The following is a 24,212-nucleotide window of genomic DNA, read 5'->3' as shown; positions in this document are numbered from 1 at the left end:
ATAAAAGGTGGTTTTCTTATGCAGAAAAGAGTGGGATTACTGGGAGGGACTTTTGATCCTCCTCACTTAGGCCATTTGATAATTGCCAATGAAATTCTTCAGTCCTTGTCATTGGATGAAGTAAGATTCATGCCGAATCAAGTGCCGCCTCATAAAAATCCATCCCCGTCAATCACATCTCAACATAGGGTGGAAATGCTTGAACTGGCAACCAAGGATGTCCCTTCATTTAAAGTGGAGAAAATAGAACTTGAACGAAAAGGGAAATCCTATACCTATGAGACCATCAAGCAATTGAAGGCACGCGAGCCGGGGACTGAGTTTTATTTTATTATTGGAGCGGATATGATCGAATATCTTCCTAAATGGCATAAAATTGATGAGCTGATACAATTAATACAATTTGTGGGGGTCAACAGGCCGAGATATTCTCAAATTTCACAGTACCCGGTTCTCCTTGTAGAAACACCAGACGTTGATATTTCCTCTACCATGATTCGAGCCCGGTTGCATGAGAGTAAAAGCGTCCGCTTCCTCGTTCCGGATGATGTCATAAAGTATATGGAGGATCATCGATTATATGAATAAGAAGGAAATGCTCGCACTTGTGAAAACAAAGATGACCGAACATCGATATGTGCACACATTAGGTGTAGTACAAACGGCCATTGAATTAGCAGAAAGATTCGGTGCAGATGTAGAAAAAGCGGAAGTTGCTGCGATTTTTCATGACTACGCCAAGTTCCGTCCAAAAGATGAAATGAGGGGTATTATTATATCCGAGAATATGGACCCTAAGCTTCTCGAACATAATGAGGAGTTATGGCACGCACCTGTAGGGGCCTATTTGGTGAAAAGTGAAGCAGGAATTGACGATGCGGAGATTCTGGATGCGATTCGCTATCACACTTCAGGCAGGGAAAATATGACTTTGCTTGAAAAAGTGGTCTATTTGGCTGATTATATAGAACCTGGAAGGCACTTTCCCGGAGTTGATGAAGTAAGGGAAATGGCAAAGTCAGATTTAAATGGTGCATTGATTCAATCCATCAAGAACACCATCACTTTTTTGATGAAACGAAACCAGGCAGTATTTCCAGATACAGTCGATACTTATAATGATTTGATAAATAGAAAGGCAGGAGTTTGAATGAGCAATAATACAGAATTGTTATATGCTGCAGTTAAAGCAGCTGACGATAAGCGCGCAGAAGATATCGTGGCGTTGAATATGCAGGGGATTTCCCTTTTATCTGATTACTTTGTAATCTGCCACGGGAATTCAGACAAACAGGTACAGGCCATTGCACGCGAAATAAAAGAAAAAGCTGAAGAATTGGGCTATGAAGTTAAAAGAATGGAAGGCTTTAATGAAGCAAGGTGGGTCCTGGTCGATCTTGGAGATGTAGTGGCCCACGTATTCCATCATGAAGAAAGAAGCTACTATAACCTTGAACGTTTATGGGGAGATGCTCCGGTTGTCGATTTTCAAGGTGAATTGAGTTAATGAGCTATAACCGCTTTGCTTATGTTTATGATTTTTTGATGAAGGACATGCCTTATGATAAATGGCTGCAGATGGTGCAGGATTTCAGGGAGGCATATGGGATTCAAGGTAAGAAGGTGCTTGATCTGGGATGCGGCACAGGCGAATTGACTGTCGGATTGGCAGAATTGGGCTATGACGTCACTGGAGTTGATCTATCTGATGATATGCTGATGGTTGCGAGGGATAAAGCGGATGATGCAGGTGTCAGTATTCAATTATTCCAGCAGGACATGTCCCAAATCGAAGGATTGGGAACATATGATATCATTACCATTTTTTGCGACTCTTTATGCTATTTAACCGATGAAGAGGACATCAAAAATACGTTTCAGAAGGCAAGTGAACATTTAAAACCAGGCGGCCTACTATTATTCGATGTGCATTCGATCTATAAAATGTCCCAGATTTTTATGAATCAGACATTTTCTTTGAATGAGGAGGAAGTTTCATATATATGGAGCTGTTTTCCCGGGGAAAAGCCGAATTCGGTCGAACACGATTTGACATTTTTTGTGAAGGAAGATGAATCAGATCTTTATTCACGTTTTGATGAGTTTCATACACAAAGGACTTATCCCATTCATCAACTGGAAAATTGGCTGAGAGAAGCCGGGTTTTCCACCAAAGAGATTCTAGGTGACTTCTCTGGTTCGCGATATATGGATACAAGTGAACGCATATTCTTTATCAATCAGAAAGACATTTAAAAGAACACGGCTCACAAAAGAGCCGTGTTCTTTAACTTTTTTAGAGGGTTTTCTATATTTGCGTCGAATATGGATGTATAGTGCTCTTATAAGCCAAACTGCCTCTTTGTTCGTTCCAGATCTTCATTGAATTTTTCATGAGTGGCTTGAAACAGTCCATGAAAAACGTCTCCCAATCCGTGTTCCAGCACCTTTATTCCTTCTCCGGTAATTCCGCCTTTTACACATACCTTTTCCTGCAATGTGGGAAGTGTATAATAACCTTTCTTCAGTAACTCTCCAAGCCCGATAAGCATTTCTCCCGAAAGAATGGTGGCTTTCTCCTTATCTATTTCCGTTTCTTGAACTGCTGCATCAATGAATCTTTGTGTGAGATAACTGAAAAATGCCGGTCCGCAGCTTACAATGTCTGATGAAACACGCGTAATGGATTCCTCAATCATAACAGGTGAAGAAATGGATGAAAAAAGATTGAAGATAACATCCTTCCATTTCTCCTCGCAGTGCTTGCCGAAAGTCAGCAGTGATACACCCGCCAATGCCCGATTGGTGATACTCGGAATGGCCCTGATGCATGAAGCAGATACCTTGGATTCCAATTGTGGCACTGACACTGGACTCGTGATGGATATTAGGCACTTTTCACGAGTGAATAATGAAGCGTATTTATCAAGTATTGGATAGATATCCAGCGGTTTTACACAGATGAAAATGACATCTGAATTCGTTATGGTTTCTGCAATCCCTGAACAAACGTGTACTTCTGGATACTTTGTCTGCAGTCTTCTTGCTTTCTCAAGTGTCCTGTTTGTCACTGATACCTCAGAAGGTGAAACGGCTTTCCCTTCGAGGAATGCTTCTGCCAAGATACTGCCCATATTCCCAGTCCCGATCATTCCTATTTTCAAGATGCACCCCCCTTTCCTTTAACAAACGGCCTCATAAAACCTTATGAACGAAAAATTCCAAATATTCATGGACAAAGCGACGAACATTTTACATGAGTTGATGTCGCACAAAAAGACTTTAGCAGGTGTGGCTGCTTTTTTCCTTATAGCGGCCATTGTCTTCCTTAATTTAAATTCTGACGGTGCGGAAGAGAGAAATGAGATTTTGGAGGAGGTAAAAACAGAAAACCTTAAAGAAACACATCATGAAAAGAAAAAGGAGGAAGACACAGAAAATGCGTTAATTGCAGCGGATATTAAAGGAGCTGTGAAAAAACCGGGATTATATTATATAGAAAACGGGGTAAGAGTCCTTGGTTTGATCGAGAAAGCAGGAGGATTTTTAGATGATGCTGATCAGACTCAAATAAATCTTGCAGAGATCATACAAGACGAAATGATGATATATGTGCCCTTTCAAGGGGAAGCAATGAGTAAGGGAGACATAGGCGTCCCAGGGAGTGGAGTGAACAATGGAAGAATCAGTTTGAACAGAGCAACCATTGAAGAGCTCCAGCAGCTGCCAGGAATCGGTCCTGGTAAAGCAAAGTTGATTATTGAATATAGGGAAGAGTCCGGCAGGTTCAAAAAAATAGAGGATTTGAAGAACGTATCGGGGATAGGGGATAAGACTTATGAAAAAATTGCAGAATTAATTTCTTTATAATGCATTGCAATCAATACGAAAATCGATACACTTAAGTGGAGATGACAAAGGAGAGGATTGCATGGACAGAATTTCGTGGAATGAGTATTTTATGGCGCAAAGCCACCTTTTAGCAATGAGAAGTACATGTACAAGGCTTTCTGTAGGTGCAACAATTGTCAGGGATAAACGTATCATTGCAGGCGGCTATAATGGTTCCATAGCTGGCGGGGATCATTGCATCGACCAAGGCTGCTATGTAATCGATAATCACTGTGTACGCACCATACATGCAGAGATGAATGCCCTTTTACAATGTGCAAAGTTTGGTGTTCCAACAGATAATGCAGAGATTTATGTGACTCATTTCCCTTGCCTGCAATGCTGTAAGGCAATCATTCAGGCGGGAATCAAAACGATTTACTATTCCATGGATTACAAAAATCATCCATATGCGATCGAATTATTCGGACAAGCAGGGGTTGAAGTCATCCATGTACCAATGAACTTAAAAGAGGATGCCCGGGAGCTGTTTGGTATTTAATGCTTAAAGGCCATCTGTATTTCTATGCTTATTCAGGAGCAGCGGGGATTGCGGCTGCATTTGGTTGTTTTGCAGCATCGACATTAATAATATGCCACCTGATTTGGCTTTTGGTGCGAATCAAAAACAAGGCAGTCGTCTTTCTCTGTTCCATATCCTTCATCCTCTTTCTTTCAATAGGGTTTTTGAACATCGCCTCCAACACTACGGAATTCTCAACTAAAGATATACACTTTAATATTTCGCTTCTTACACTTCCCCAATTTGATGGTGACTTGATGACTGCCTATGCATCCACCAAGAGAGGGGAACACCTCTTAATCCGCTATACGATACCCGCATCTGAAGAGAAAAAAGAACTGATTAATGCCCTCCTTCCCAATAAGCTTTGTCCTGTGTCCGGACGGCTGGAATCTCCCTCTATACAGCGAAACTTCAATTCCTTTGATTACCACTCATTTTTAAATACGAAAAAAGTCCATTGGATCTTGGTTCCGGAGAAAATTGAGTTAGGAAACTGCGTCCAAAAGAACTCCTTCAACGGCTATGTCTTAAATTTGAGAAGCTATCTTCTCCATCAAATTGATACTCACTTTTCTATGCATTCCTCAATGTATATAAAAGCCCTGCTTCTAGGAGAAAGAGGGGCTATGCCTGATGATTTGCTTCAAACCTTCAGGCAATTGGGGATTGTGCATTTATTGGCAATCTCCGGTCTGCATATAGGATTGATTGCTGCCGGGACGTATATCCTCTTCCTGCGGACAGGAATTTCTAAAGAGTGGTCCATGATCATTTTAGCAGCATCCTTGCCTCTTTATGGATTTCTGACAGGAGGAAATCCCCCTGTCATGAGAGCCATCGTATTATTTCTCTTTCTGCTTCTATCAAAAAGTTTTCCGCGTCTTCTGTCGACCCTGGATTCCATCAGTGCAGCGGCGCTTCTTTTTTTGGCAATGAATACTTACCTGCTTTTTGATATAGGGTTTCAGCTCTCATATGCTGTTTGTTTTTCCCTCGGATTATCAAAGAGGATTTTCAAAAGGACAGCAAGGCGATTCTTTTGGGAAATGCTAGCTGTGACGGCTGTGTGCCAAACTGCATCCATTCCCATCATCCTTTACCATTTTTACGAAATATCCTTAGCGGGCTACTTCGCAAATGTTTTATTTGTCCCTTTATTTTCTTTATTCATCATCCCGATTTCCATGTTGTTGTTTTTACTTTCCTTCATTCCTCATTTTCCAATTAAGGGATTAGATATGTTGTTTTCAAATTTGATTGATAGCATGGAATGGGCTGCTGATCACATGTCCAAGTTTCCCATGACCGTTTTGACTGCAGGGAAACCGAATATTGTTGAACTCGTTTTAATACTTTGCGCCGTATCCATTGCATTATTCTTGATGGAATCCGGTAAATGGAAAAGCTATTGTGTGTTTACAATCTTTTTATTCTTTTTCCTTAAACTGCTGCCATATATCAGTCCATTCGGCAGCATTACATTTATTGATATTGGCCAGGGGGACAGTATCCTGATTGACCTCCCTTTCCGAAAGGGAGTGTATTTGATTGATACAGGCGGGCAGTTTTCATTTCAGAAAGAGGAGTGGCAGCAGCGTACAAATACTTTTTCAATAGCAGAAGATATCCTATCCCCCTATCTTAAAAGCAAAGGCATTACCGAACTTGATGGACTCATTCTCACTCACAGTGATAATGATCATATTGGAGCAGCTTTAAAATTGTTGGATAAGGTTGCAGTGAAGAAAATCTATATTTCCCCTCATTCGTGGGAAAAGCCAATCATGATGGAGATTGTCAAAAAAGGGGCTGCAAAGCGGATTCCCGTTGTGGAGGTAACGGATGTTTACCAATGGTCTGCAGCGGATGCCAGCTTTACCATCATCCCTCCAGAAGATGAGGTGTATGAAGGGAATGATGATTCCTTGATTCTATTCGCTATGGCAGGAGGGAGAACATGGCTCTTTACAGGGGATTTGGAGGAGGAAGGTGAGAAAGAGTTGATGAAGCGCTATCACTTGCATGCTGATATTTTGAAAGTTGGCCATCACGGCAGCAGGACATCTACTTCTGCGGAATTCTTGGATGAAGTAGACCCTGCTGTGGCGGTCATTTCAGTGGGGGAAGATAATCGCTATGGCCATCCGTCTAAGGACGTCGTGCAGAGGCTTAAGGGCAGGGGGATTAAAATCTGGAGGACTGACCGGGACGGGGCAGTGAAATTTAGGTTTTATGGGAATCATGGAACCTTTACAAGCGTTATCCCATAATATGTATCAATGAAAAAGAGGGCCTGCTGTGAGGCCCTCTTCTAAGGGATTATACCTGCTCATTAAGAACCAATATATTTAATGACAGTGGCAATAATGAACATAACCGTAAAGAAACCGAATGATACACCGAAACCGACGCCGGATTCTACTGCGTCATTTGTTTTTGATTGCACGTTCTTTTCAAACTCGTTCACAAGTACCCCTCCTATTTCCATTTTAGTATAGCCGATTCCAATTAAAAAATCTACAATTCCTCGTTCTTTTTCCTATGCTGACAAGAGTTGTCACCTATATAAATCGTCTTGGCGGTGACAATATATTTAAGAAGATTAATCGTCTCTGTGTAAGCATCCTAGGCCTTACCCATGGACGTTCATTATAAATTCAGGGATTGGATGCCGATGGGTGCCAGTCCCTGCTCTTGTGTCTTGTCAAATGGGCGATCTATCTTTACCATAGAATATATGTAAAGATTTTAGGATCGGAGCGGATATCAAAGTGGTGATGGATTTATGGAGAAAAATAGAAAAAAAGCAATTTTCCCGATTATATTTATTATATGGAACAGAAAGCTTTTTACTCAATGAAACGAAAATGAAGCTCTTGGAACATGTGTTGGATGAAGAAGAAATGGATTTTAACTTCGCCTCTTATGATTTGGAAGAGACGCCGATCGAAACAGTAATTGAAGATGCAGAAACCTTCCCTTTCATGGGTGAACAGCGTCTATTGTTCTTAAATAACCCAGTATTCTTGACAGCTGAAAAGACGAAAGAAAAGGTAGAACATAATCTGGCAGTTCTTGAAGCCTATTTGAAAGAGCCTGCACCTTATACCATTCTTGTTTTCATCGCACCATACGAAAAGTTGGACGAGCGTAAGAAAATGACCAAGCTGCTTAAAAAAGAGGCAGAAGTCCTTGAGGCCAAAAAGCTGTCGGAGGAAGACATCAAAATTTGGATCAGGAATAAAGCAGCAAGCAATGGAGTACAGATCGATGAAGAAGCAATCGAGAGGCTTCTCATTCTGGCGGGGACTAATTTAATGATGATATCGAGTGAAATTGATAAATTATCCTTATATGCCGGAGATACGAAACACATTGATTTACAAACGGTAGAGAGCCTGACGGCAAGATCATTGGAGCAAAATATTTTCACATTGGTGGAGATGGTCGTCAAAAGGGATATTGAAGGGGCATTGAGGATTTATTATGATTTGCTCAAACAAAATGAGGAGCCGATAAAAATCCTTTCCATTTTATCAGGACAGTTCAGGCTGCTGTATCAAGTGAAAGAATTATCCCGGAAAGGATATGGCCAGCAGCAAATTGCCACGACTATCAAAGTGCATCCTTATAGAGTCAAGCTGGCAGCCGGGCAATCGAGACTTTTCAGCGATGAAGAATTAGGGAGAATCATGGATCTTTTGGCAGATGCCGACTATCAAATGAAGACGGGCGGACTAAAAAAAGAGATGATCATCGAGATGTTCTTCTTCCGTCTTCATCAGCCTATAGCATAAATACAAAAAAGTTCTGCTTTCCGGCAGAACTTTTTTTAATTGATAAGAAAGCGTAAAAATTCTGGGTCAATCTCTCTCCAACCTCTGCGCCTCTAAACAGGCGCTTCCGCTTTTCTAATAAAAAAACGGCCAACTATGTTGGCCGTTTTAACGCATTATGCAGTTGCTGCGTTTAATTTTTTCATCAAACGAGCTTTTGTACGGTCTGCTGCATTTTTATGGATGATGCCTTTTTGAGCAGCTTTATCAAGATGTTTAACAGCAGTAGAAAGAAGTTCTTTCGCATTGCTATCGTTGTTCGCAGCAGCTGCTTCGAATTTCTTAACAGCAGTACGCATAGCAGATTTAACTGTTACATTTTGTGCATTGCTCGCATTACTTGTCTTCACGCGTTTAATTGCAGATTTAATATTTGCCATTCCCGTTCACCTCCTAATGCACGATCGAGGTTCTATTCATACTCGATTTCACTATCAATTCCTAAACATTAAGAACAAGTGATATTTTATCAAACGAAGTGCGAGATTGCAATACTCAAAAAGGAAAAACCCAATTCCTTGAATGAAGGGAATACTGGAAGGAAAGGATAGAAAATAATAGAAATGCATAATACACAGAGGTGATATACGTGAATGAAGAACAATTCGATTATGATAAATACTCTGTCAGGACTGATTTAGCAGTAGAAGCAAGAGAGATGGTCCTGGCAGAGAAAGCTAAAAATGATAATCAGGATGCAGAGAATCTTTCAGATATACAAGGTGTCATTATCCATGAAAAGGAAATGGGCGGAATTAAAGTCTCTCAAGTAGAAATCACTCCTGAAGGCGAAGAAGCTATAGGGAAGAAAGCCGGGAATTATTTAACGTTGGAGGCTGTTGGGATCCGCGAAGAAGATACGGAGCTGCAGCAGAAAGTCCAAAAGATTTTCACTAATGAATTCAGTGGTTTCCTGGAAAAGGCGGGCATTGCGAAAAATGCAAGCTGCTTGATCGTCGGCCTGGGAAATTGGAATGTGACTCCCGATGCCTTGGGCCCAAAGGTTTGTGAGAATGTCATTGTTACGAAGCATTTATTTGAACTCCAGCCAGAATCCGTATCGGAAGGCTATCGTCCAGTAAGCGCCATTGCACCAGGAGTCATGGGACTTACCGGTATTGAAACGAGCGATATAATTTTCGGTATCACAAAAGAATCTAAACCTGACTTTATCATCGCTATCGATGCACTTGCTTCGAGATCGGTAGAGAGGGTCAATTCTACCATTCAAATATCCGATGCCGGCATCCATCCGGGATCAGGTGTAGGTAATAAGAGAAAGGGACTTGATAAAGAAACGCTCGGCATACCGGTAATCGCGATCGGTGTACCGACAGTTGTGGATGCAGTGACCATTACCAGTGATACGATTGACTATCTTTTAAAACATTTTGGTAAGGAAATGAAAGAGGGAGACAGGCCATCCAGGTCGCTTGCGCCAGCCGGGATGACATTTGGAGAAAAGAGAAAGCTGACTGATGAAGACCTTCCACATGAGGAGCATCGCAAAACTTTCCTGGGCATAATCGGGACTCTCGAAGAGCAGGAAAAAAGAAAATTGATTCATGAAGTCCTTGCTCCAATCGGCCATAATCTGATGGTGACCCCGAAAGAAGTGGATGTATTCATAGAGGATATGGCAAACCTTATTGCGAACGGACTGAACGCGGCCTTGCACGATGCAGTCAATCAAGAGGATTCAGGATTTAAGACAAGATAGGTCTCATTAGCTGTTCTACTTTTTCTATCAAAGTCATAGATTGTATTAGAAATCGCTAGAAAGGGTGGAACGATGAGACCAGCTAAAAATCCGAGCTATGCCGTTGCAGTCCATTTCACGACTATCTTAAAAGGGTCCTTAGTATTTTTGTTCGCACTCCTGTCGATCTTTTCTCTTTCAGGAATCCTGACATCCCTTAATCCGCAATATAGAATCAGTTCGAATTCCGTGAATCATGCTGCAGAGAATGTTTCTGGAGCCGCACTCTACAAAATGTTCACTTTTGAAAATAGCGCTTTCTTAAGTGCTATGCCGAAAGAAGCCTCAAGTGGGGAAAGTGCAGGAACGATGCTCATGAAGCTTGCGGCCAATGTAAACCTTGAAGATCCAAGGAGTTTTTTGGGAAGGGAGCTTCCAGGATTTTCGATATTTGATAGTGATATTCTGGTAGCCGGGGAAGGCACCAACTATACCAATATGCCGATTGAATCCATCCCACCCAATAAAGTCCTTGATCCGAACAATGATGCAGAATTGCAGAATACGGATGCTATTGGAAGTGCCCCTGGCTCTAATGCCACAGCACCGCCGATGACGACTGGCGGAAAAAATAGGGTCTACGTCTACTTTACACATACAAACGAGTCCTATCTGCCATATTTAAAAGGTGTGACCGACCCTGATTTAGCCTACCATTCAAAAATTAATGTCACTAAGCTTGGAGACGAATTAAAAGTTGATCTAGAGAATGCTGGAATAGGTACAACGGTTGATAAGACGGATATAATTGCGAGGTTAAATAAAAAGGAATTGACCTTTGCAAATGCATATCAAGAAGCACGTCCAGTTGTTGCATCTGCAATGCAAAATGATAAAAATCTTCAATACTTTATAGACATTCATAGGGATTCGAGGCGAAAAAAGGACACAACAATCCAAATCAATGGGCAGGATTATGCGAAGATTGCATTTGTAATAGGTGAAGAGAATCCAAACTATGAAAAAAACGCAAAATTAGCATATGACTTGCATAAATTATTAGAAAAAAAATATAAGGGGCTCTCAAGAGGAATAATTCCTAAAAAAGGAGCTGCAACAAACGGTAAATTCAATCAAGACCTCTCCCCAAATTCGATTTTAATTGAAGTCGGGGGAGTCGATAATACTTTTGAGGAAATGGATCGAACAATCAAGGCATTTGCAAGTGTATTTGCGGAAAATTATTGGCAGGCCGAAAAGGTTCAGAAAGATCAATCTGATCCACCATCAAAGCAATAGAGGTTGATGAAGATGAAAATGTTCATGTTAAAATGCGTCCTTCTTGTTTCTATATTATTTATCGGTGTTTTAATGGGCATGGAAAAAGCGAATGAAGGAATGCACAATCTCAAAGGACAGGATGCTGGATTGGAATCGCCGCTTTCCCTTAAAAAAGACAGTGGCGGCGAAGTTGAAGCATCTGTATTGGGGAAAGATGTTTCTTCCAGTGATATAGAAGCGAAGAAAAAGCAGCTGCAAGAAATGAAGACATTCAACTTCTTTTCTAGCATCGGTAAATCCCTTGCTGAATCAATCCGATCTTTGATGGAAAAATTGGTCAATGCCATTGCGTCACTCATATAATGAATGAATGCACGTCCAAAATCAGGACGTGCATCTTTCGTGTTTTGCATTAAGCGGCATTATAGTGATTCCTGATTTTCGTTGAATCTTCCATTTCGTGCTGATATAATCAAAAATAGTGTACATGTGTCGAAAAACAGGAGTGAAACATTGAATGAATCGTGAAGAGAAATTAAAAAGACAACAAAAAATTCGCAACTTCTCGATCATCGCTCATATTGACCATGGAAAATCAACACTGGCTGACCGTATCCTGGAAAAGACGAATGCTTTAACATCCAGGGAAATGAAAAACCAGCTTCTTGATTCCATGGACTTAGAGCGTGAACGCGGAATTACGATTAAACTGAATGCAGTACAGTTAAATTATAAAGCAAAAGATGGAGAAGAATATATCTTCCATCTTATTGATACACCGGGGCACGTCGACTTTACATACGAAGTTTCCCGAAGCCTTGCAGCATGCGAAGGAGCAGTCCTTGTAGTTGATGCAGCGCAGGGGATTGAAGCGCAGACGCTGGCAAATGTTTATCTTGCCATCGATAATAACCTGGAAATCCTCCCGGTCATCAATAAGATCGACCTTCCTGCTGCTGACCCTGAACGCGTTAGGAAAGAAATCGAAGATGTAATCGGACTTGATGCCTCTGATGCTGTTTTGGCTTCAGCGAAAGCAGGCATCGGAATAGAAGATATTCTTGAACAGGTTGTTAAGACTGTGCCTGCCCCAGAAGGAGATCCGGAAGGTCCGTTGAAAGCATTGATCTTTGACTCCCTCTATGATTCCTACCGAGGAGTCGTGGCATATATCCGCGTCGTTGAAGGATCCGTCAAGGTCGGGGATAAAGTGAAAATGATGGCGACCGGCAAAGAGTTCGAAGTGACGGAATTAGGAGTATTCACCCCAAAAGCAACGATGCGCGATGAATTGACTGTTGGGGATGTCGGGTTCCTGACAGCCGCTATTAAAAACGTTGGGGATACACGCGTCGGGGATACCATCACAAGTGCTAAAAAACCTGCGGCAGAACCGCTTCCAGGCTACCGCAAACTAAACCCGATGGTATACTGCGGACTTTATCCGATTGATTCTTCCAAGTTCAATGACTTGCGTGAAGCATTGGAAAAATTGGAGTTGAATGACTCGGCGCTGCAATTCGAACCGGAAACATCCCAGGCGCTTGGCTTTGGCTTCCGTTGTGGATTTCTTGGACTTCTTCATATGGAAATCATCCAGGAGCGCATTGAACGTGAATTCAAGATCGATCTTATCACCACTGCACCGAGCGTTATCTATAAGGTTACGATGACGGATGGAGAGGAAGTCAACGTCGACAATCCATCCAACATGCCGGATCCACAGAAGATTGATTATGTCGAAGAGCCGTATGTCAAAGCGACAATGATGGTGCCGAATGATTTTGTCGGTCCTGTTATGGAGCTCTGCCAGGCAAAGCGTGGAATCTTCATTGATATGCAGTACATGGACGAAACCCGTGTAAGTGTCGTATATGAAATTCCTTTATCCGAAATCGTTTATGACTTCTTTGACCAATTGAAGTCGAATACAAAAGGATATGCTTCTTTTGACTATGAATTGATCGGCTACAAGGCTTCCAAGCTTGTGAAAATGGATATCCTGCTGAATGCAGAAAAAGTGGATGCCCTCAGTTTCATCGTCCACAAGGACTTTGCTTATGAGCGTGGAAAAGTCATTGTTGATAAACTGAAAGAATTAATTCCGCGACAGCAATTCGAGGTTCCGATCCAAGCGGCAATCGGACAGAAAATTGTTGCACGCTCCACAATCAAGGCCATGCGCAAAAACGTATTGGCGAAATGCTACGGGGGAGACATTTCCCGTAAGAGGAAGCTTCTTGAAAAACAAAAAGAAGGTAAGAAGCGCATGAAGCAGGTTGGTTCTGTTGAAGTGCCTCAAGAAGCGTTCATGGCTGTCCTGAAAATGGACGATCAAAATAAACCGAAATAATAAAATCTCATGAAGGGGAGCAGTTACGGAATCCGGCACTGCCCCTTTTTCTTATGATTCTAGTTTTAAACTATTGCCGAAATAGCAATGATAAAGAAGAAATGACGGTGATTACATGATTGAATCTGCATATATCCATATACCGTTCTGCCACCATATTTGCCATTACTGCGATTTTAATAAGTTTTTCTTTGAAGGCCAGCCGGTCGATGAATATCTGGCTTCACTCAAGAAGGAAATGACTCTAGCTTTGGATATCTCTCCTGCAGAACGGTTAAAGACCATCTTTGTGGGAGGCGGGACCCCGACTGCACTAAATGAAAAACAATTAGAAATACTCTGCAGTCATATTAGAGAAGTGCTGCCTTTTGAAGAAGGTGAATTTACATTTGAGGCCAATCCAGGGGACCTTTCGATTGAGAAGCTGAAAATTTTGAAGGAAAATGGCGTCAATAGACTCAGCTACGGGGTGCAGTCCTTTAATGATGAACTTTTAAAAAGGATCGGCCGCTCCCATAAAGCAGAAGATGTGTATACTTCGATTGCCAATGCGGAGAAAACAGGATTCGATAATATCAGCATCGATTTGATTTACAGCCTTCCGGGGCAGACGATCGCAGATTTTACTGAGACGCTGGAAGAAGCATTGAGGTTCGGCCTGCCGCATTACTCCGGCTATTCCCTTATCGTGGAGCCTAAAACGGTATTTTATAACCTGATGAGAAAAGGGAAGCTAAAGCTCCCGACTGAGGAAGCTGAAGCAGAAATGTATGGACTTCTAATGGAAAAGATGGAAGCTTACGGTCTGAAACAATATGAAATCAGCAACTTTGCCAAGCAAGGGTTTGAAAGCAGACACAACTTGGTATATTGGAACAATGAACAGTATTTTGGATTTGGAGCAGGCGCACACAGCTATACTGATGGCAGCCGAAACTCCAATTATGGACCCTTGAAGAAATATATGCTTCCGCTGGAGGAGAATCAGCTTCCTTTCATGGATCAGCATAAAGTGACCCTTGCGGAGAAAATGGAAGAAGAAATGTTCCTTGGACTCAGAAAGACGGAGGGAGTATCCATAGATTTGTTCAAACAAAAATTCGACGTGTCCATGATGGATATTTTTAATGGGCCAATAAAAGAAATGGCTGAACGGAAATTGGTTGAAATAGATAATGGCCATTTAAAGTTGACACGGGATGGGAAGTTTTTAGGCAACGAAGTCTTTCAGTCATTCCTCGGAGTAATTCAATCCTAAATCATTGACATCATTTTATCATTTTGATAATTTAATATTAGATTTAGCACTCATCATTTTAGAGTGCTAACAGAGGTGATGAATGTTGTTAACAGATCGACAACTTTTTATTCTTCAAGTCATAGTTGATGATTTCATTCGGTCTGCACAACCTGTCGGCTCACGCACCCTTTCAAAGAAAGAAGAAATCTCCTTTAGTTCCGCGACTATACGGAATGAAATGGCCGATCTCGAGGAATTGGGTTTCATCGAAAAAACCCATACTTCTTCAGGAAGGGTTCCATCGGATAAAGGATACAGGTTTTATGTAGACCATTTGCTGTCTCCCCAAAAGCTTAATCCTAATGATGTAGGAGTCATCAGGTCTATTTTTGCAGATAAGCTGTATGAGATGGAAAAAATCGTGCAGAATTCTGCGAAAATACTTTCCGAATTGACAAATTATACTGCTATCGTCCTTGGACCTGAGGTTAAGGAAAATAAACTGAAAAGGCTTCAGATTGTTCCTCTGAATCAAGATACAGCCGTGGCGATCATCATTACAGATACTGGACATGTGGAAAATAAACTTTTTCCTGTTCCGCCAGGGCTCGATTCCAGTGGACTGGAGAAGCTGGTCAATATTCTGAATTCACGTTTGTCCGGAACACCGTTGGCTGATTTAAAAGATAAAATCTATAAAGAAGTCGCCCATATCTTGAGCCAGCATATTCAGAACTACGATTCCATCATGAAGACAATGGCGGAAACCATAACGGTTCCAAACCATGAAAAGATTTTTTTTGGCGGAAAGACAAATATGCTGAATCAGCCTGAATTCAATGATATTCAAAAAATCAGGTCGATTATGAATTTGATTGAGCAAGAGCAGGGGATTTATGACCTGTTCAAAAAGGCTCCAAAAGGAATTCATGTAAAAATCGGCAAAGAGAACAACAATATCACGATGGAAAACTGCAGCCTGATAACGGCCACTTATTCCATGGGTGATGAGCAATTAGGCAAAATCGCGATACTCGGCCCGACCCGGATGGAATATTCCAGGGTCATCAGCCTATTGGATTTCTTAACGCATGATATGTCACTCGCTTTGACGAATTTGTATCAAAGCGAATGATAGTGGACATATTGTTAGGGAAATACATGAGGCTGATTCAAGTTGGGCGCATGTTCAGGATGGAAGAACAGCGCCCCGGAATCAGCCGTTTATCTTTATAGAATAGAAGCACACTATTTTAAGGAGGTGAAAGGCAATGGCAGAAAAAACAAACAACACTGGAGAAATGAACAATGAAGCTGTAGACGAAGTGGTAGAGGAAGTATTTGATGAAGCTGAATCTGTCGGTGAAGAAACAGTTGAAACGGCAGAACAGCAAAACGAAGAGGGTTCAAGTCTTGCTTCTGAATTGGAAGCAAAACTGGAAGAGTCCGAAAACCGCTACTACCGTCTGCGTGCTGATTTTGAAAACTTCCGCCGACGTGTCAATTTAGACAAAGAATCGAGCGAAAAATATAGAGCACAAAGCTTAATATCCGATCTACTTCCGGCCATTGATAATTTTGAGCGTGCTATGCAGATGGCACCTGAAAATGAACAGACAAAATCTCTTCTACAAGGGATGGACATGGTTTATAGAAGTCTGATCGAGGCATTGAAAAAAGAGGGTGTCGAACCGATTGAAGCAGTCGGAACAGAATTCGACCCGCATCTTCACCAAGCGGTCATGCAAGTGGAAGACCCTGAGCATGAATCTAATATAGTGGTTGAAGAATTCCAAAAAGGGTATAAGCTTAAAGATCGCGTCATCAGACCATCTATGGTTAAAGTCAATCAATAAACGATACATATAAATAAAGGAGGAAATCTTTCATGAGCAAAATCATTGGTATCGACTTAGGAACAACGAACTCATGTGTTGCTGTCCTTGAAGGCGGGGAAGCAAAAGTAATCCCAAATCCCGAAGGCAACCGCACTACACCTTCAGTAGTGGCATTTAAAAATGGCGAGCGCCAAGTTGGGGAAGTTGCAAAGCGCCAAGCCATCACTAATCCAAACACAATCATTTCTGTTAAACGGCACATGGGTACAGCCCATAAAATCGAAGCAGAAGGAAAAGATTATACTCCACAAGAAATCTCTGCAATGATTCTTCAATACCTAAAATCATACGCAGAAGACTATCTTGGCGAAAAAGTAGAGAAAGCTGTAATCACAGTTCCTGCTTATTTCAATGATGCTGAGCGCCAAGCTACAAAAGATGCTGGTAAAATTGCCGGTCTTGAAGTAGAGCGTATCATCAACGAGCCAACAGCTGCTGCTTTGGCATATGGTATGGATAAAATGGATGAAGACCAAACAATCCTTGTTTATGACCTTGGAGGCGGGACTTTTGACGTTTCCATCCTTGAACTTGGAGACGGCGTCTTTGAAGTCCGCTCCACAGCAGGTGACAACCGTCTAGGTGGAGATGATTTCGACCAAGTCATCATTGACTACTTAGTACAGGAGTTCAAAAAAGAAAATGGCATTGACCTTTCAAAAGATAAAATGGCGCTTCAACGCCTGAAGGACGCTGCAGAGAAAGCAAAGAAAGATTTGTCTGGTGTAACATCCACTCAGATCTCACTTCCTTTCATCACTGCTGGGGAAGCTGGACCTCTTCATTTAGAAGTGTCTTTATCCCGTGCTAAATTCGATGAACTTTCTGCAGGTCTTGTAGAAAGAACGATGGGTCCAACTCGCCAAGCATTAAAAGATGCCGGCCTATCACCATCTGAAATCGATAAAGTCATCCTTGTCGGTGGTTCTACACGAATCCCTGCCGTACAGGAAGCAATTAAAAAAGAAATCGGCAAAGACCCGCATAAAGGCGTCAACCCTGATGAAGTTGTTGCAATGGGTGCAGCGATCCAGGGTGGAGTACTTACCGGAGATGTAAAGGACGTCGTTCTTTTAGATGTCACTCCGCTATCACTTGGAATTGAAACAATGGGCGGCGTATTCACGAAATTGATCGAACGCAATACAACGATCCCTACTTCAAAATCACAGGTGTTCTCTACTGCTGCTGATAACCAGACAGCGGTTGATATCCATGTGCTTCAAGGGGAGCGTCCAATGGCGGCAGACAACAAAACCCTTGGCCGATTCCAATTGGCAGACATTCCGCCGGCACCGCGTGGAGTACCTCAAATCGAAGTTAAATTCGACATCGATAAAAATGGTATCGTAAATGTAAGTGCCAAGGATCTTGGTACAGGTAAAGAGCAAAACATCACAATCAAATCTTCTTCCGGCCTTTCCGAAGATGAAGTAGAACGTATGGTAAAAGAAGCGGAAGAAAATGCTGATGCAGATAAAAAGCGCAAAGAAGAAGTTGAGCTTCGCAATGAAGCTGACCAACTTGTCTTCACTACTGAAAAGACGCTTAAAGACTTAGAAGGTAAAGTTGAAGAAGATGAAGTGAAAAAAGCGGAGGCTGCCAAAGATGAATTGAAAGCAGCAATCGAAAAGAACGACTTGGAAGAAATGCGTACTAAGAAAGATGCTCTTCAAGAAATCGTTCAAAATCTTTCCATGAAGCTTTATGAAGAGGCTGCGAAACAGCAGCAGGCTCAACAAGGGGCAGACGGAGATGCAAAAGGCAAAGATGATGATGTCGTTGATGCAGAATACGAAGAAGTAAACGACGATAAATAATCTAAGCTGATCAAGTTAAAACATTGAACGAAAAAGTCAAAGTCAGGTCATTCTTGGCTTTGGCTTTTTGTTTGGGATTGTGAGCAAAGCACTATTTATCTATCTAGCTGCAGCGGCTAGCCCCTCGAGTCATAAGCCACTTTGCACATGAGGCTGAAGAACGCCTCAAGCTGCAAAGCGTCTTATGCAAGTCGGGGCTGAACAAGCCGCTTCCGCTTTTAATGTATCCAGCTGCAGGCGCCATCGGCTCGAGGTCATAAGTGACTTTGAGCAAGAGGCTGAGGAGCGCCTCAAGCTCAAAGCCCCTTATGCAAGTCGCCGATTAACAGGCGCCTTCCGCTTTTAATCTATCCAGCTGCGACGCCTTGGCCCTCGAGGTCTTAAGTGCCTTCACAGTTGAGGGGAAAAGCACCCTCAACGTGTGAATTCCCTTAAGCAGGTCGGGCCAGAGCAAGGCGTCTTCGCTTTTAATGCTTGCATGTGATTTTTGTTCAATGTTAAAATAATCTTTATGTGAATCGAATCGGGAGTGAGTTTTATGAGCAAACGGGATTTTTATGAGGTCCTTGGCCTTTCTAAAGGTGCAAACAAAGACGAAATTAAAAAGGCGTATCGAAAGCTTTCTAAAAAATATCATCCTGATATCAATAAGGAAGCGGATGCTGCCGATAAATTTAAAGAAATAAAGGAAGCCTATGAAGTCTTGAGCGACGACCAAAAACGCGCTCATTATGACCAATTCGGCCACACCGATCCTAACCAGGGCTTCGGAGGATTCGGAGGCGGATCAGATTTCGGAGGCGGTTTTGGAGGATTTGAGGATATCTTCAATACCTTCTTTGGCGGAGGGGGAGGCCGCAGGCGTGATCCAAATGCACCTCGACAAGGTGCGGATCTGCAATATACAATGACCCTTTCATTTGAAGAGGCAGTATTCGGCAAGGAAACGGAAATAGAGATCCCCCGCGAAGAAACATGTGACACTTGCCATGGATCTGGAGCAAAACCAGGTACCAAACCGGAAACGTGTTCACATTGTAAAGGGACAGGTCAGCTGAATGAAGAACAGAATACACCTTTCGGTAGAATTGTAAACCGGAGAGTCTGCCATTACTGCAATGGAACAGGCAAAGAAATCAAAGATAAATGCTCCACTTGCGGTGGAACAGGAAAAGTTACAAAACGCCGAAAAATCAACGTTAAGATCCCTGCCGGCATAGATGATGGTCAGCAGCTTCGAATTTCAGGACAGGGCGAACCGGGAATTAATGGTGGCCCAGCAGGCGACCTTTACGTAGTCTTCCATGTAAGATCCCATGAATTCTTTGACCGGGACGGCGACGATATTTATTGTGAAATGCCGATTACCTTTGTTCAATCTGCACTGGGTGATGAAATCCAGGTTCCTACACTTCATGGCAAGGTGAAGCTGAAGATCCCTGCAGGGACACAGACTGGAACGCGATTCAGATTAAAAGGAAAAGGCGTACCGAATGTAAGGGGATATGGCACCGGCGATCAACATATCAAAGTGAAGGTTGTGACCCCATCAAGGCTGGATGATAGACAGAAGCAGCTGTTGAGGGAGTTTGCAGAAATCAGCGGAAGTGTTCCTGATGAGCAGCAAGAAAGCTTTTTTGATAAAGTCAAACGTGCCTTTAAAGGCGAATAATACTGAAACGGAGTTGGTAGTTCAATGAAATGGTCAGAAATTAGCATCCATACGACAAATGAAGCGGTTGAACCGATTTCAAACATCCTTCATGAGGCAGGTGCCAGTGGAGTGGTGATCGAGGATCCTTTCGAATTAGAGAAAGAAAGGGAAGACCAATTCGGCGAAATCTACCAACTTAATCCTGATGACTATCCTGAAGAGGGTGTCATCGTAAAGGCGTATCTTCCTGTTAATAGCTTCCTTGGCGAAACGGTGGATGAAATCAAGCAGGCTATTACCAACCTCGCGTTGTTCAATATTGATATCGGATTGAACCATGTCACAATTAGTGAAGTAAACGAAGAAGAGTGGGCAACAGCTTGGAAGAAGTATTACAATCCGGTGAAGATATCCGAGAAGTTTACTATTGTTCCCACTTGGGAAGAATATCAGCCTGTCAATAGTGATGAGCTGATCATTGAACTTGACCCCGGGATGGCATTCGGGACAGGTACACACCCAACCACTGTTATGTGTATACAAGCATTGGAACGGACAGTCAAAAAAGGCGATCAAGTGATTGATGTCGGTACAGGTTCCGGAGTTTTAAGTATTGCTGCTGCAATGCTCGGAGCTGAAAAAGTAACAGCCTTGGATCTCGATGAAGTAGCTGTGAACTCTGCCCGCCTTAATATCAAGCTCAACAAAGTCCATGATATTGCATCCGTTGCACAAAATAATCTGTTGAACGGAATCAATCAACAAGTTGATGTGGTTGTTGCCAATATATTGGCGGAAGTAATCCTTCTCTTTACGGAAGATGCTGCGGCAGCAGTGAAGCCTGGAGGCTATTTCATCACTTCAGGTATAATCGGACAGAAAAAACAGATGGTAAAGGATGCCCTTGAATCAGCAGGATTCACAATCGAAGAAACCATGCTTATGGAGGACTGGGTTGCCATCATTGCAAAGAAAAAGTAATAGATTAGCCATGAACAGGGGTGCCTTCGATGCAAAGGTATTTTATTCCGGAACCATATAATGGAGAAGAGCGAGTTGTACTGCATGGTGAGCAGTTCCATCATATTGTCAGAGTCCTTCGCATGAAGCAGGGCGATTCCTTTTATATCGTATATAAAAGCGGGGAAGCGGCCATTGCAGAAATACAAGAAATTTCCAATGAAGAACTTGCTGCGGCCATTGTAGAATGGGAGCATAGTTACAAAGAACTGCCAATCGATGTTACAATCGTGAGCGGTCTGCCAAAAGGGGATAAATTGGAATTGATCGTACAAAAAGGGACAGAGTTGGGCGCCAAGCAATTTGTCCCTTTTATCGCCGACCGCTCCATCGTGAAATGGGATGAAAAAAAAGGAACAAAAAAGGTGGAGCGATGGAATAAGATCGCCCTTGAAGCTGCAGAGCAGTCTCATCGGAATGTTGTACCAACTGTAGAGGCGCCGATCAAGGTGAAGCTGCTCCTGGAAATGTCAAAGCATTATGATTATAAATTGGCTGCTTTTGAGGAAAGTGCAAAACAAGGAGAAACATCCGCTTTTGCTGCTATTTTACGGGAGATTCAACCAGGACAGTCCGTCATGATCGCTTTTGGGCCAGAAGGCGGGTTAAGTGAAAAAGAAGCAGCGATGTTCAAAGAGAACGGTTTTATCCTTTGTGGACTTGGGCCAAGAATATTAAGAACGGAAACAGCGCCGCTATATGCATTATCGGCCATTTCCTATCAATTTGAGTTATTGAGGTGAATAGAATGCCAACTGTTGCTTTCCATACACTTGGATGTAAAGTGAATCACTACGAAACAGAAGCTATTTGGCAATTATTTAAAGCAAATGGATATGAACGGACAGAGTTTGAGTCAACCTCTGATGTTTATGTCATCAATACATGTACTGTAACAAATACCGGAGATAAAAAAAGCCGCCAGGTCATCCGCCGTGCCATCAGGAAGAATCCAGACGCTGTCATCTGTGTGACAGGCTGCTACGCTCAGACTTCCCCGGCTGAAATTATGGCTATTCCAGGAGTAGACGTTGTCGTCGGGACACAGGACAGGGTCAAGATGCTTGAATATATTGAACAATTTAAACAAGAACGCCAGCCAATCAATGGTGTAAGAAATATCATGAAAAATAGAGTTTATGAAGAGCTAGATGTACCTGCATTTACAGACCGAACGAGAGCGTCACTGAAAATTCAGGAAGGCTGCAATAACTTCTGTACATTCTGCATTATCCCTTGGGCACGTGGATTGATGAGATCCCGTGATCCACAGGAAGTCATCCGCCAGGCGCAGCAGCTCGTTGATGCAGGATATAAAGAAATCGTCCTTACTGGAATCCATACAGGCGGATACGGCGAAGATATGAAGGATTATAACCTTGCTCAATTACTGAAGGATATTGAGAAGAATGTAAAAGGTATCAAAAGACTTCGAATCTCTTCTATCGAAGCAAGCCAGCTGACCGATGAAGTCATTGAGGCCATCGATCAGTCAAATATCGTAGTCCGTCATCTTCATATTCCACTTCAATCTGGTTCAAATACCGTTCTGAAGAGAATGAGAAGAAAATACACAATGGAATTCTTCGGAGAAAGATTGTCCATGCTTAAGAAGGCTCTGCCTGGACTTGCTGTGACTTCTGACGTCATTGTAGGGTTCCCTGGAGAATCTGAGGAAGAATTTATGGAAACATATAATTTTATTAAAGAACATAAATTTTCCGAGCTTCACGTATTCCCTTATTCAAAGAGAACAGGTACACCTGCTGCAAGAATGGAAGATCAAATCGACGAAGAAGTCAAAAATGAGCGCGTCCATCGATTGATCAATCTGTCTGATCAGCTTGCAAAAGAGTATGCATCTCAATTTGAGGATGAAGTGCTTGAAGTCATCCCGGAAGAAGCGTTTAAAGAAGCAGAAATGGAAGGGATGTATGTAGGCTACACAGATAACTATCTGAAAGTGGTCTTCCCTGCATCTGAAGAAATGGTCGGTAAGCTTGTAAAGGTTAAAATCACAAAAGCAGGATATCCATATAATGAAGGACAATTTGTACGTGTCCTCGAAGACCTTCCCAACCAGGAAGAAACAGAACAAGTCGTTTAACAGTAAAAGCCGCAGATGATCTCTGCGGTTTTTTTATGAGAATAATGCAAAACAAAAATGCTTAATCTAAAAAGAAAAAATTATGTCGAATTTCTTAGGAAACAATGGTATATTAAAGAGGTACGTACAACTGAAAGGGGTTTTATGACATGACACAAAATATTGCAAAAATGATTGATCATACACTATTAAAGCCAGAAGCAACAAGTGCCCAAATCGAGGCGCTATGCTTAGAAGCTAAAGAATACGGTTTTGCCTCCGTCTGCGTCAATCCTACATGGGTGGCAAAGGCATACGAAATCCTTAAAGATACTGATGTTCTAGTTTGTACTGTAATCGGTTTCCCATTAGGTGCAAGCACTCCTGAAACAAAAGCATTTGAAACGAAAAATGCCATTGAAAATGGTGCTAAAGAAGTCGATATGGTCATTAATATCGGCGCATTGAAAGATGGCAGCGATGACCTTGTTGAAAAAGACATCAGAGCTGTTGTTGAAGCAGCAAAAGGCAAAGCGTTGACAAAAGTCATCATCGAAACTTGCTTGCTTACAGATGAAGAAAAAGTCCGTGCATGTGAACTTTCAGTAAAAGCTGGGGCGGATTATGTTAAAACATCAACTGGATTCTCAACTGGCGGTTCAACTCCGGAAGACGTAGCCCTTATGAGAAAGACTGTCGGCCCAGATGTTGGGGTAAAAGCTTCAGGCGGCGTCAGAAGTGCTGAAGACGCAGACAAAGTGATCAAAGCTGGTGCAACAAGAATCGGAGCAAGCTCCGGCGTGAAAATCGTACAAGGCTTGACTGCAGATTCAGATTATTAATAAGGGGTTTTTTCCAAGAAAAGACCTGGGATAGATGTATCAATATAAATGAAGTGAAAGCGATTT

General features: G+C 42.2%; 24 protein-coding genes. 21 read left to right on the top strand and 3 right to left on the bottom strand.

The window, feature by feature from the left end:
* Nucleotides 1-18: 18 nt before the first annotated feature.
* From ABTV07_RS14270 to ABTV07_RS14255, 4 genes are read left to right on the top strand one after another with little or no spacing between them, the layout of a single operon-like run.
* Complete coding sequence (locus ABTV07_RS14270) at nt 19-588, top strand: nicotinate-nucleotide adenylyltransferase (RefSeq protein WP_433743266.1); 570 nt, start codon at nt 19-21, stop codon at nt 586-588.
* Entirely contained in the window at nt 581-1,150 is a 570-nt protein-coding gene (gene yqeK / locus ABTV07_RS14265) for a bis(5'-nucleosyl)-tetraphosphatase (symmetrical) YqeK (protein ID WP_433743264.1), read from the top strand. Before ABTV07_RS14270 ends, yqeK begins: the two co-directional genes overlap by 8 nt.
* Nucleotides 1,151-1,507 carry a ribosome silencing factor gene (gene rsfS / locus ABTV07_RS14260; RefSeq protein WP_433743262.1) on the top strand — a complete coding sequence of 119 codons (357 nt, stop codon included), beginning with the start codon at nt 1,151-1,153 and terminating at the stop codon, nt 1,505-1,507.
* A complete protein-coding gene (locus ABTV07_RS14255; RefSeq protein WP_433743260.1) occupies nt 1,507-2,256 on the top strand; it encodes a class I SAM-dependent DNA methyltransferase in 750 nt (249 codons plus the stop codon). Before rsfS ends, ABTV07_RS14255 begins: the two co-directional genes overlap by 1 nt.
* A gap of 86 nt (nt 2,257-2,342) precedes the next feature.
* Here ABTV07_RS14255 and comER read toward each other — a convergent pair whose 3' ends face one another.
* On the bottom strand, nt 2,343-3,164 hold the full coding sequence (comER, locus tag ABTV07_RS14250) for a late competence protein ComER (RefSeq protein ID WP_433743259.1): 822 nt from the start codon (nt 3,162-3,164) through the stop codon (nt 2,343-2,345).
* 100 nt (nt 3,165-3,264) lie between these two features.
* Here comER and ABTV07_RS14245 point away from each other — a divergent pair, with 100 nt between their 5' ends.
* From ABTV07_RS14245 to ABTV07_RS14235, 3 genes are all read left to right on the top strand, one after another.
* The gene (locus tag ABTV07_RS14245) at nt 3,265-3,870 is read left to right on the top strand and encodes a helix-hairpin-helix domain-containing protein (RefSeq protein ID WP_433743257.1); all 606 of its coding nucleotides are present in this window, start codon (nt 3,265-3,267) and stop codon (nt 3,868-3,870) included.
* Between the two features lie 61 nt (nt 3,871-3,931).
* Nucleotides 3,932-4,393: a ComE operon protein 2 gene (locus ABTV07_RS14240; protein WP_433743255.1), complete on the top strand. Its 462-nt coding sequence runs from the start codon at nt 3,932-3,934 to the stop codon at nt 4,391-4,393.
* Nucleotides 4,393-6,687 (top strand): DNA internalization-related competence protein ComEC/Rec2, encoded by a 2,295-nt coding sequence (locus tag ABTV07_RS14235; protein WP_433743253.1) that lies wholly within the window; start codon nt 4,393-4,395, stop codon nt 6,685-6,687. Before ABTV07_RS14240 ends, ABTV07_RS14235 begins: the two co-directional genes overlap by 1 nt.
* A gap of 62 nt (nt 6,688-6,749) precedes the next feature.
* Here the strand turns inward: ABTV07_RS14235 and ABTV07_RS14230 are convergent, their stop codons facing one another.
* Nucleotides 6,750-6,884, bottom strand: coding sequence for a YqzM family protein (locus ABTV07_RS14230; protein ID WP_114744925.1), 135 nt, complete (start codon nt 6,882-6,884; stop codon nt 6,750-6,752).
* 304 nt (nt 6,885-7,188) lie between these two features.
* Here ABTV07_RS14230 and holA point away from each other — a divergent pair, with 304 nt between their 5' ends.
* Nucleotides 7,189-8,214, top strand: coding sequence for a DNA polymerase III subunit delta (gene holA, locus ABTV07_RS14225; RefSeq protein ID WP_433743251.1), 1,026 nt, complete (start codon nt 7,189-7,191; stop codon nt 8,212-8,214).
* Nucleotides 8,215-8,369: 155 nt separating this feature from the next.
* On the opposite strand, the gene rpsT is transcribed toward holA, so the two are convergent.
* Nucleotides 8,370-8,633 carry a 30S ribosomal protein S20 gene (gene rpsT, locus ABTV07_RS14220; protein ID WP_114744924.1) on the bottom strand — a complete coding sequence of 88 codons (264 nt, stop codon included), beginning with the start codon at nt 8,631-8,633 and terminating at the stop codon, nt 8,370-8,372.
* A 278-nt stretch (nt 8,634-8,911) separates the two neighbouring features.
* Here rpsT and gpr point away from each other — a divergent pair, with 278 nt between their 5' ends.
* From gpr to deoC, 13 genes are all read left to right on the top strand, one after another.
* On the top strand, nt 8,912-9,973 hold the full coding sequence (gene gpr, locus ABTV07_RS14215) for a GPR endopeptidase (RefSeq protein ID WP_433751268.1): 1,062 nt from the start codon (nt 8,912-8,914) through the stop codon (nt 9,971-9,973).
* Between the two features lie 72 nt (nt 9,974-10,045).
* Complete coding sequence (spoIIP, locus tag ABTV07_RS14210) at nt 10,046-11,251, top strand: stage II sporulation protein P (protein ID WP_433743249.1); 1,206 nt, start codon at nt 10,046-10,048, stop codon at nt 11,249-11,251.
* 12 nt (nt 11,252-11,263) lie between these two features.
* Nucleotides 11,264-11,596: a DUF3679 domain-containing protein gene (locus ABTV07_RS14205; protein WP_433743248.1), complete on the top strand. Its 333-nt coding sequence runs from the start codon at nt 11,264-11,266 to the stop codon at nt 11,594-11,596.
* 154 nt (nt 11,597-11,750) lie between these two features.
* Nucleotides 11,751-13,586, top strand: a complete 1,836-nt coding sequence (gene lepA / locus ABTV07_RS14200; protein ID WP_433743246.1) for a translation elongation factor 4 — start codon at nt 11,751-11,753, stop codon at nt 13,584-13,586.
* A 115-nt stretch (nt 13,587-13,701) separates the two neighbouring features.
* Nucleotides 13,702-14,844, top strand: coding sequence for a radical SAM family heme chaperone HemW (gene hemW / locus ABTV07_RS14195; protein WP_433743244.1), 1,143 nt, complete (start codon nt 13,702-13,704; stop codon nt 14,842-14,844).
* Between the two features lie 85 nt (nt 14,845-14,929).
* A complete protein-coding gene (gene hrcA, locus ABTV07_RS14190; protein ID WP_433743242.1) occupies nt 14,930-15,961 on the top strand; it encodes a heat-inducible transcriptional repressor HrcA in 1,032 nt (343 codons plus the stop codon).
* Between the two features lie 136 nt (nt 15,962-16,097).
* Nucleotides 16,098-16,682 (top strand): nucleotide exchange factor GrpE, encoded by a 585-nt coding sequence (gene grpE / locus ABTV07_RS14185; RefSeq protein WP_433743240.1) that lies wholly within the window; start codon nt 16,098-16,100, stop codon nt 16,680-16,682.
* Between the two features lie 32 nt (nt 16,683-16,714).
* Nucleotides 16,715-18,544 (top strand): molecular chaperone DnaK, encoded by a 1,830-nt coding sequence (gene dnaK, locus ABTV07_RS14180; RefSeq protein WP_433743238.1) that lies wholly within the window; start codon nt 16,715-16,717, stop codon nt 18,542-18,544.
* A gap of 538 nt (nt 18,545-19,082) precedes the next feature.
* Complete coding sequence (gene dnaJ / locus ABTV07_RS14175; protein WP_433743236.1) at nt 19,083-20,216, top strand: molecular chaperone DnaJ; 1,134 nt, start codon at nt 19,083-19,085, stop codon at nt 20,214-20,216.
* Nucleotides 20,217-20,240: 24 nt separating this feature from the next.
* Entirely contained in the window at nt 20,241-21,179 is a 939-nt protein-coding gene (gene prmA / locus ABTV07_RS14170; protein ID WP_433743234.1) for a 50S ribosomal protein L11 methyltransferase, read from the top strand.
* Between the two features lie 29 nt (nt 21,180-21,208).
* Entirely contained in the window at nt 21,209-21,961 is a 753-nt protein-coding gene (locus ABTV07_RS14165; RefSeq protein WP_433743232.1) for a 16S rRNA (uracil(1498)-N(3))-methyltransferase, read from the top strand.
* Between the two features lie 5 nt (nt 21,962-21,966).
* Nucleotides 21,967-23,325 (top strand): tRNA (N(6)-L-threonylcarbamoyladenosine(37)-C(2))-methylthiotransferase MtaB, encoded by a 1,359-nt coding sequence (gene mtaB / locus ABTV07_RS14160; protein WP_433743231.1) that lies wholly within the window; start codon nt 21,967-21,969, stop codon nt 23,323-23,325.
* A gap of 149 nt (nt 23,326-23,474) precedes the next feature.
* A complete protein-coding gene (gene deoC / locus ABTV07_RS14155) occupies nt 23,475-24,146 on the top strand; it encodes a deoxyribose-phosphate aldolase (RefSeq protein WP_433743229.1) in 672 nt (223 codons plus the stop codon).
* Nucleotides 24,147-24,212: the final 66 nt, after the last annotated feature.

Source organism: Falsibacillus pallidus, assembly GCF_050990905.1.
Lineage (GTDB): Bacteria > Bacillota > Bacilli > Bacillales > DSM-25281 > Falsibacillus > Falsibacillus pallidus_A.
This window is presented reverse-complemented; position numbering and strand designations above follow the sequence as displayed.

What these genes read in the sequence shown, in the direction of transcription:
- ABTV07_RS14270 (WP_433743266.1), top strand. Translation starts at nt 19, where the DNA reads ATGCAGAAAAGAGTGGGATTACTGGGAGGGACTTTTGATCCTCCTCAC.
- yqeK (WP_433743264.1), top strand. Translation starts at nt 581, where the DNA reads ATGAATAAGAAGGAAATGCTCGCACTTGTGAAAACAAAGATGACCGAA.
- rsfS (WP_433743262.1), top strand. Translation starts at nt 1,151, where the DNA reads ATGAGCAATAATACAGAATTGTTATATGCTGCAGTTAAAGCAGCTGAC.
- ABTV07_RS14255 (WP_433743260.1), top strand. Translation starts at nt 1,507, where the DNA reads ATGAGCTATAACCGCTTTGCTTATGTTTATGATTTTTTGATGAAGGAC.
- ABTV07_RS14245 (WP_433743257.1), top strand. Translation starts at nt 3,265, where the DNA reads ATGTCGCACAAAAAGACTTTAGCAGGTGTGGCTGCTTTTTTCCTTATA.
- ABTV07_RS14240 (WP_433743255.1), top strand. Translation starts at nt 3,932, where the DNA reads ATGGACAGAATTTCGTGGAATGAGTATTTTATGGCGCAAAGCCACCTT.
- ABTV07_RS14235 (WP_433743253.1), top strand. Translation starts at nt 4,393, where the DNA reads ATGCTTAAAGGCCATCTGTATTTCTATGCTTATTCAGGAGCAGCGGGG.
- rpsT (WP_114744924.1), bottom strand. Translation starts at nt 8,633, where the DNA reads ATGGCAAATATTAAATCTGCAATTAAACGCGTGAAGACAAGTAATGCG.
- gpr (WP_433751268.1), top strand. Translation starts at nt 8,912, where the DNA reads ATGGTCCTGGCAGAGAAAGCTAAAAATGATAATCAGGATGCAGAGAAT.
- spoIIP (WP_433743249.1), top strand. Translation starts at nt 10,046, where the DNA reads ATGAGACCAGCTAAAAATCCGAGCTATGCCGTTGCAGTCCATTTCACG.
- ABTV07_RS14205 (WP_433743248.1), top strand. Translation starts at nt 11,264, where the DNA reads ATGAAAATGTTCATGTTAAAATGCGTCCTTCTTGTTTCTATATTATTT.
- lepA (WP_433743246.1), top strand. Translation starts at nt 11,751, where the DNA reads ATGAATCGTGAAGAGAAATTAAAAAGACAACAAAAAATTCGCAACTTC.
- hemW (WP_433743244.1), top strand. Translation starts at nt 13,702, where the DNA reads ATGATTGAATCTGCATATATCCATATACCGTTCTGCCACCATATTTGC.
- grpE (WP_433743240.1), top strand. Translation starts at nt 16,098, where the DNA reads ATGGCAGAAAAAACAAACAACACTGGAGAAATGAACAATGAAGCTGTA.
- dnaK (WP_433743238.1), top strand. Translation starts at nt 16,715, where the DNA reads ATGAGCAAAATCATTGGTATCGACTTAGGAACAACGAACTCATGTGTT.
- dnaJ (WP_433743236.1), top strand. Translation starts at nt 19,083, where the DNA reads ATGAGCAAACGGGATTTTTATGAGGTCCTTGGCCTTTCTAAAGGTGCA.
- prmA (WP_433743234.1), top strand. Translation starts at nt 20,241, where the DNA reads ATGAAATGGTCAGAAATTAGCATCCATACGACAAATGAAGCGGTTGAA.
- ABTV07_RS14165 (WP_433743232.1), top strand. Translation starts at nt 21,209, where the DNA reads ATGCAAAGGTATTTTATTCCGGAACCATATAATGGAGAAGAGCGAGTT.
- mtaB (WP_433743231.1), top strand. Translation starts at nt 21,967, where the DNA reads ATGCCAACTGTTGCTTTCCATACACTTGGATGTAAAGTGAATCACTAC.
- deoC (WP_433743229.1), top strand. Translation starts at nt 23,475, where the DNA reads ATGACACAAAATATTGCAAAAATGATTGATCATACACTATTAAAGCCA.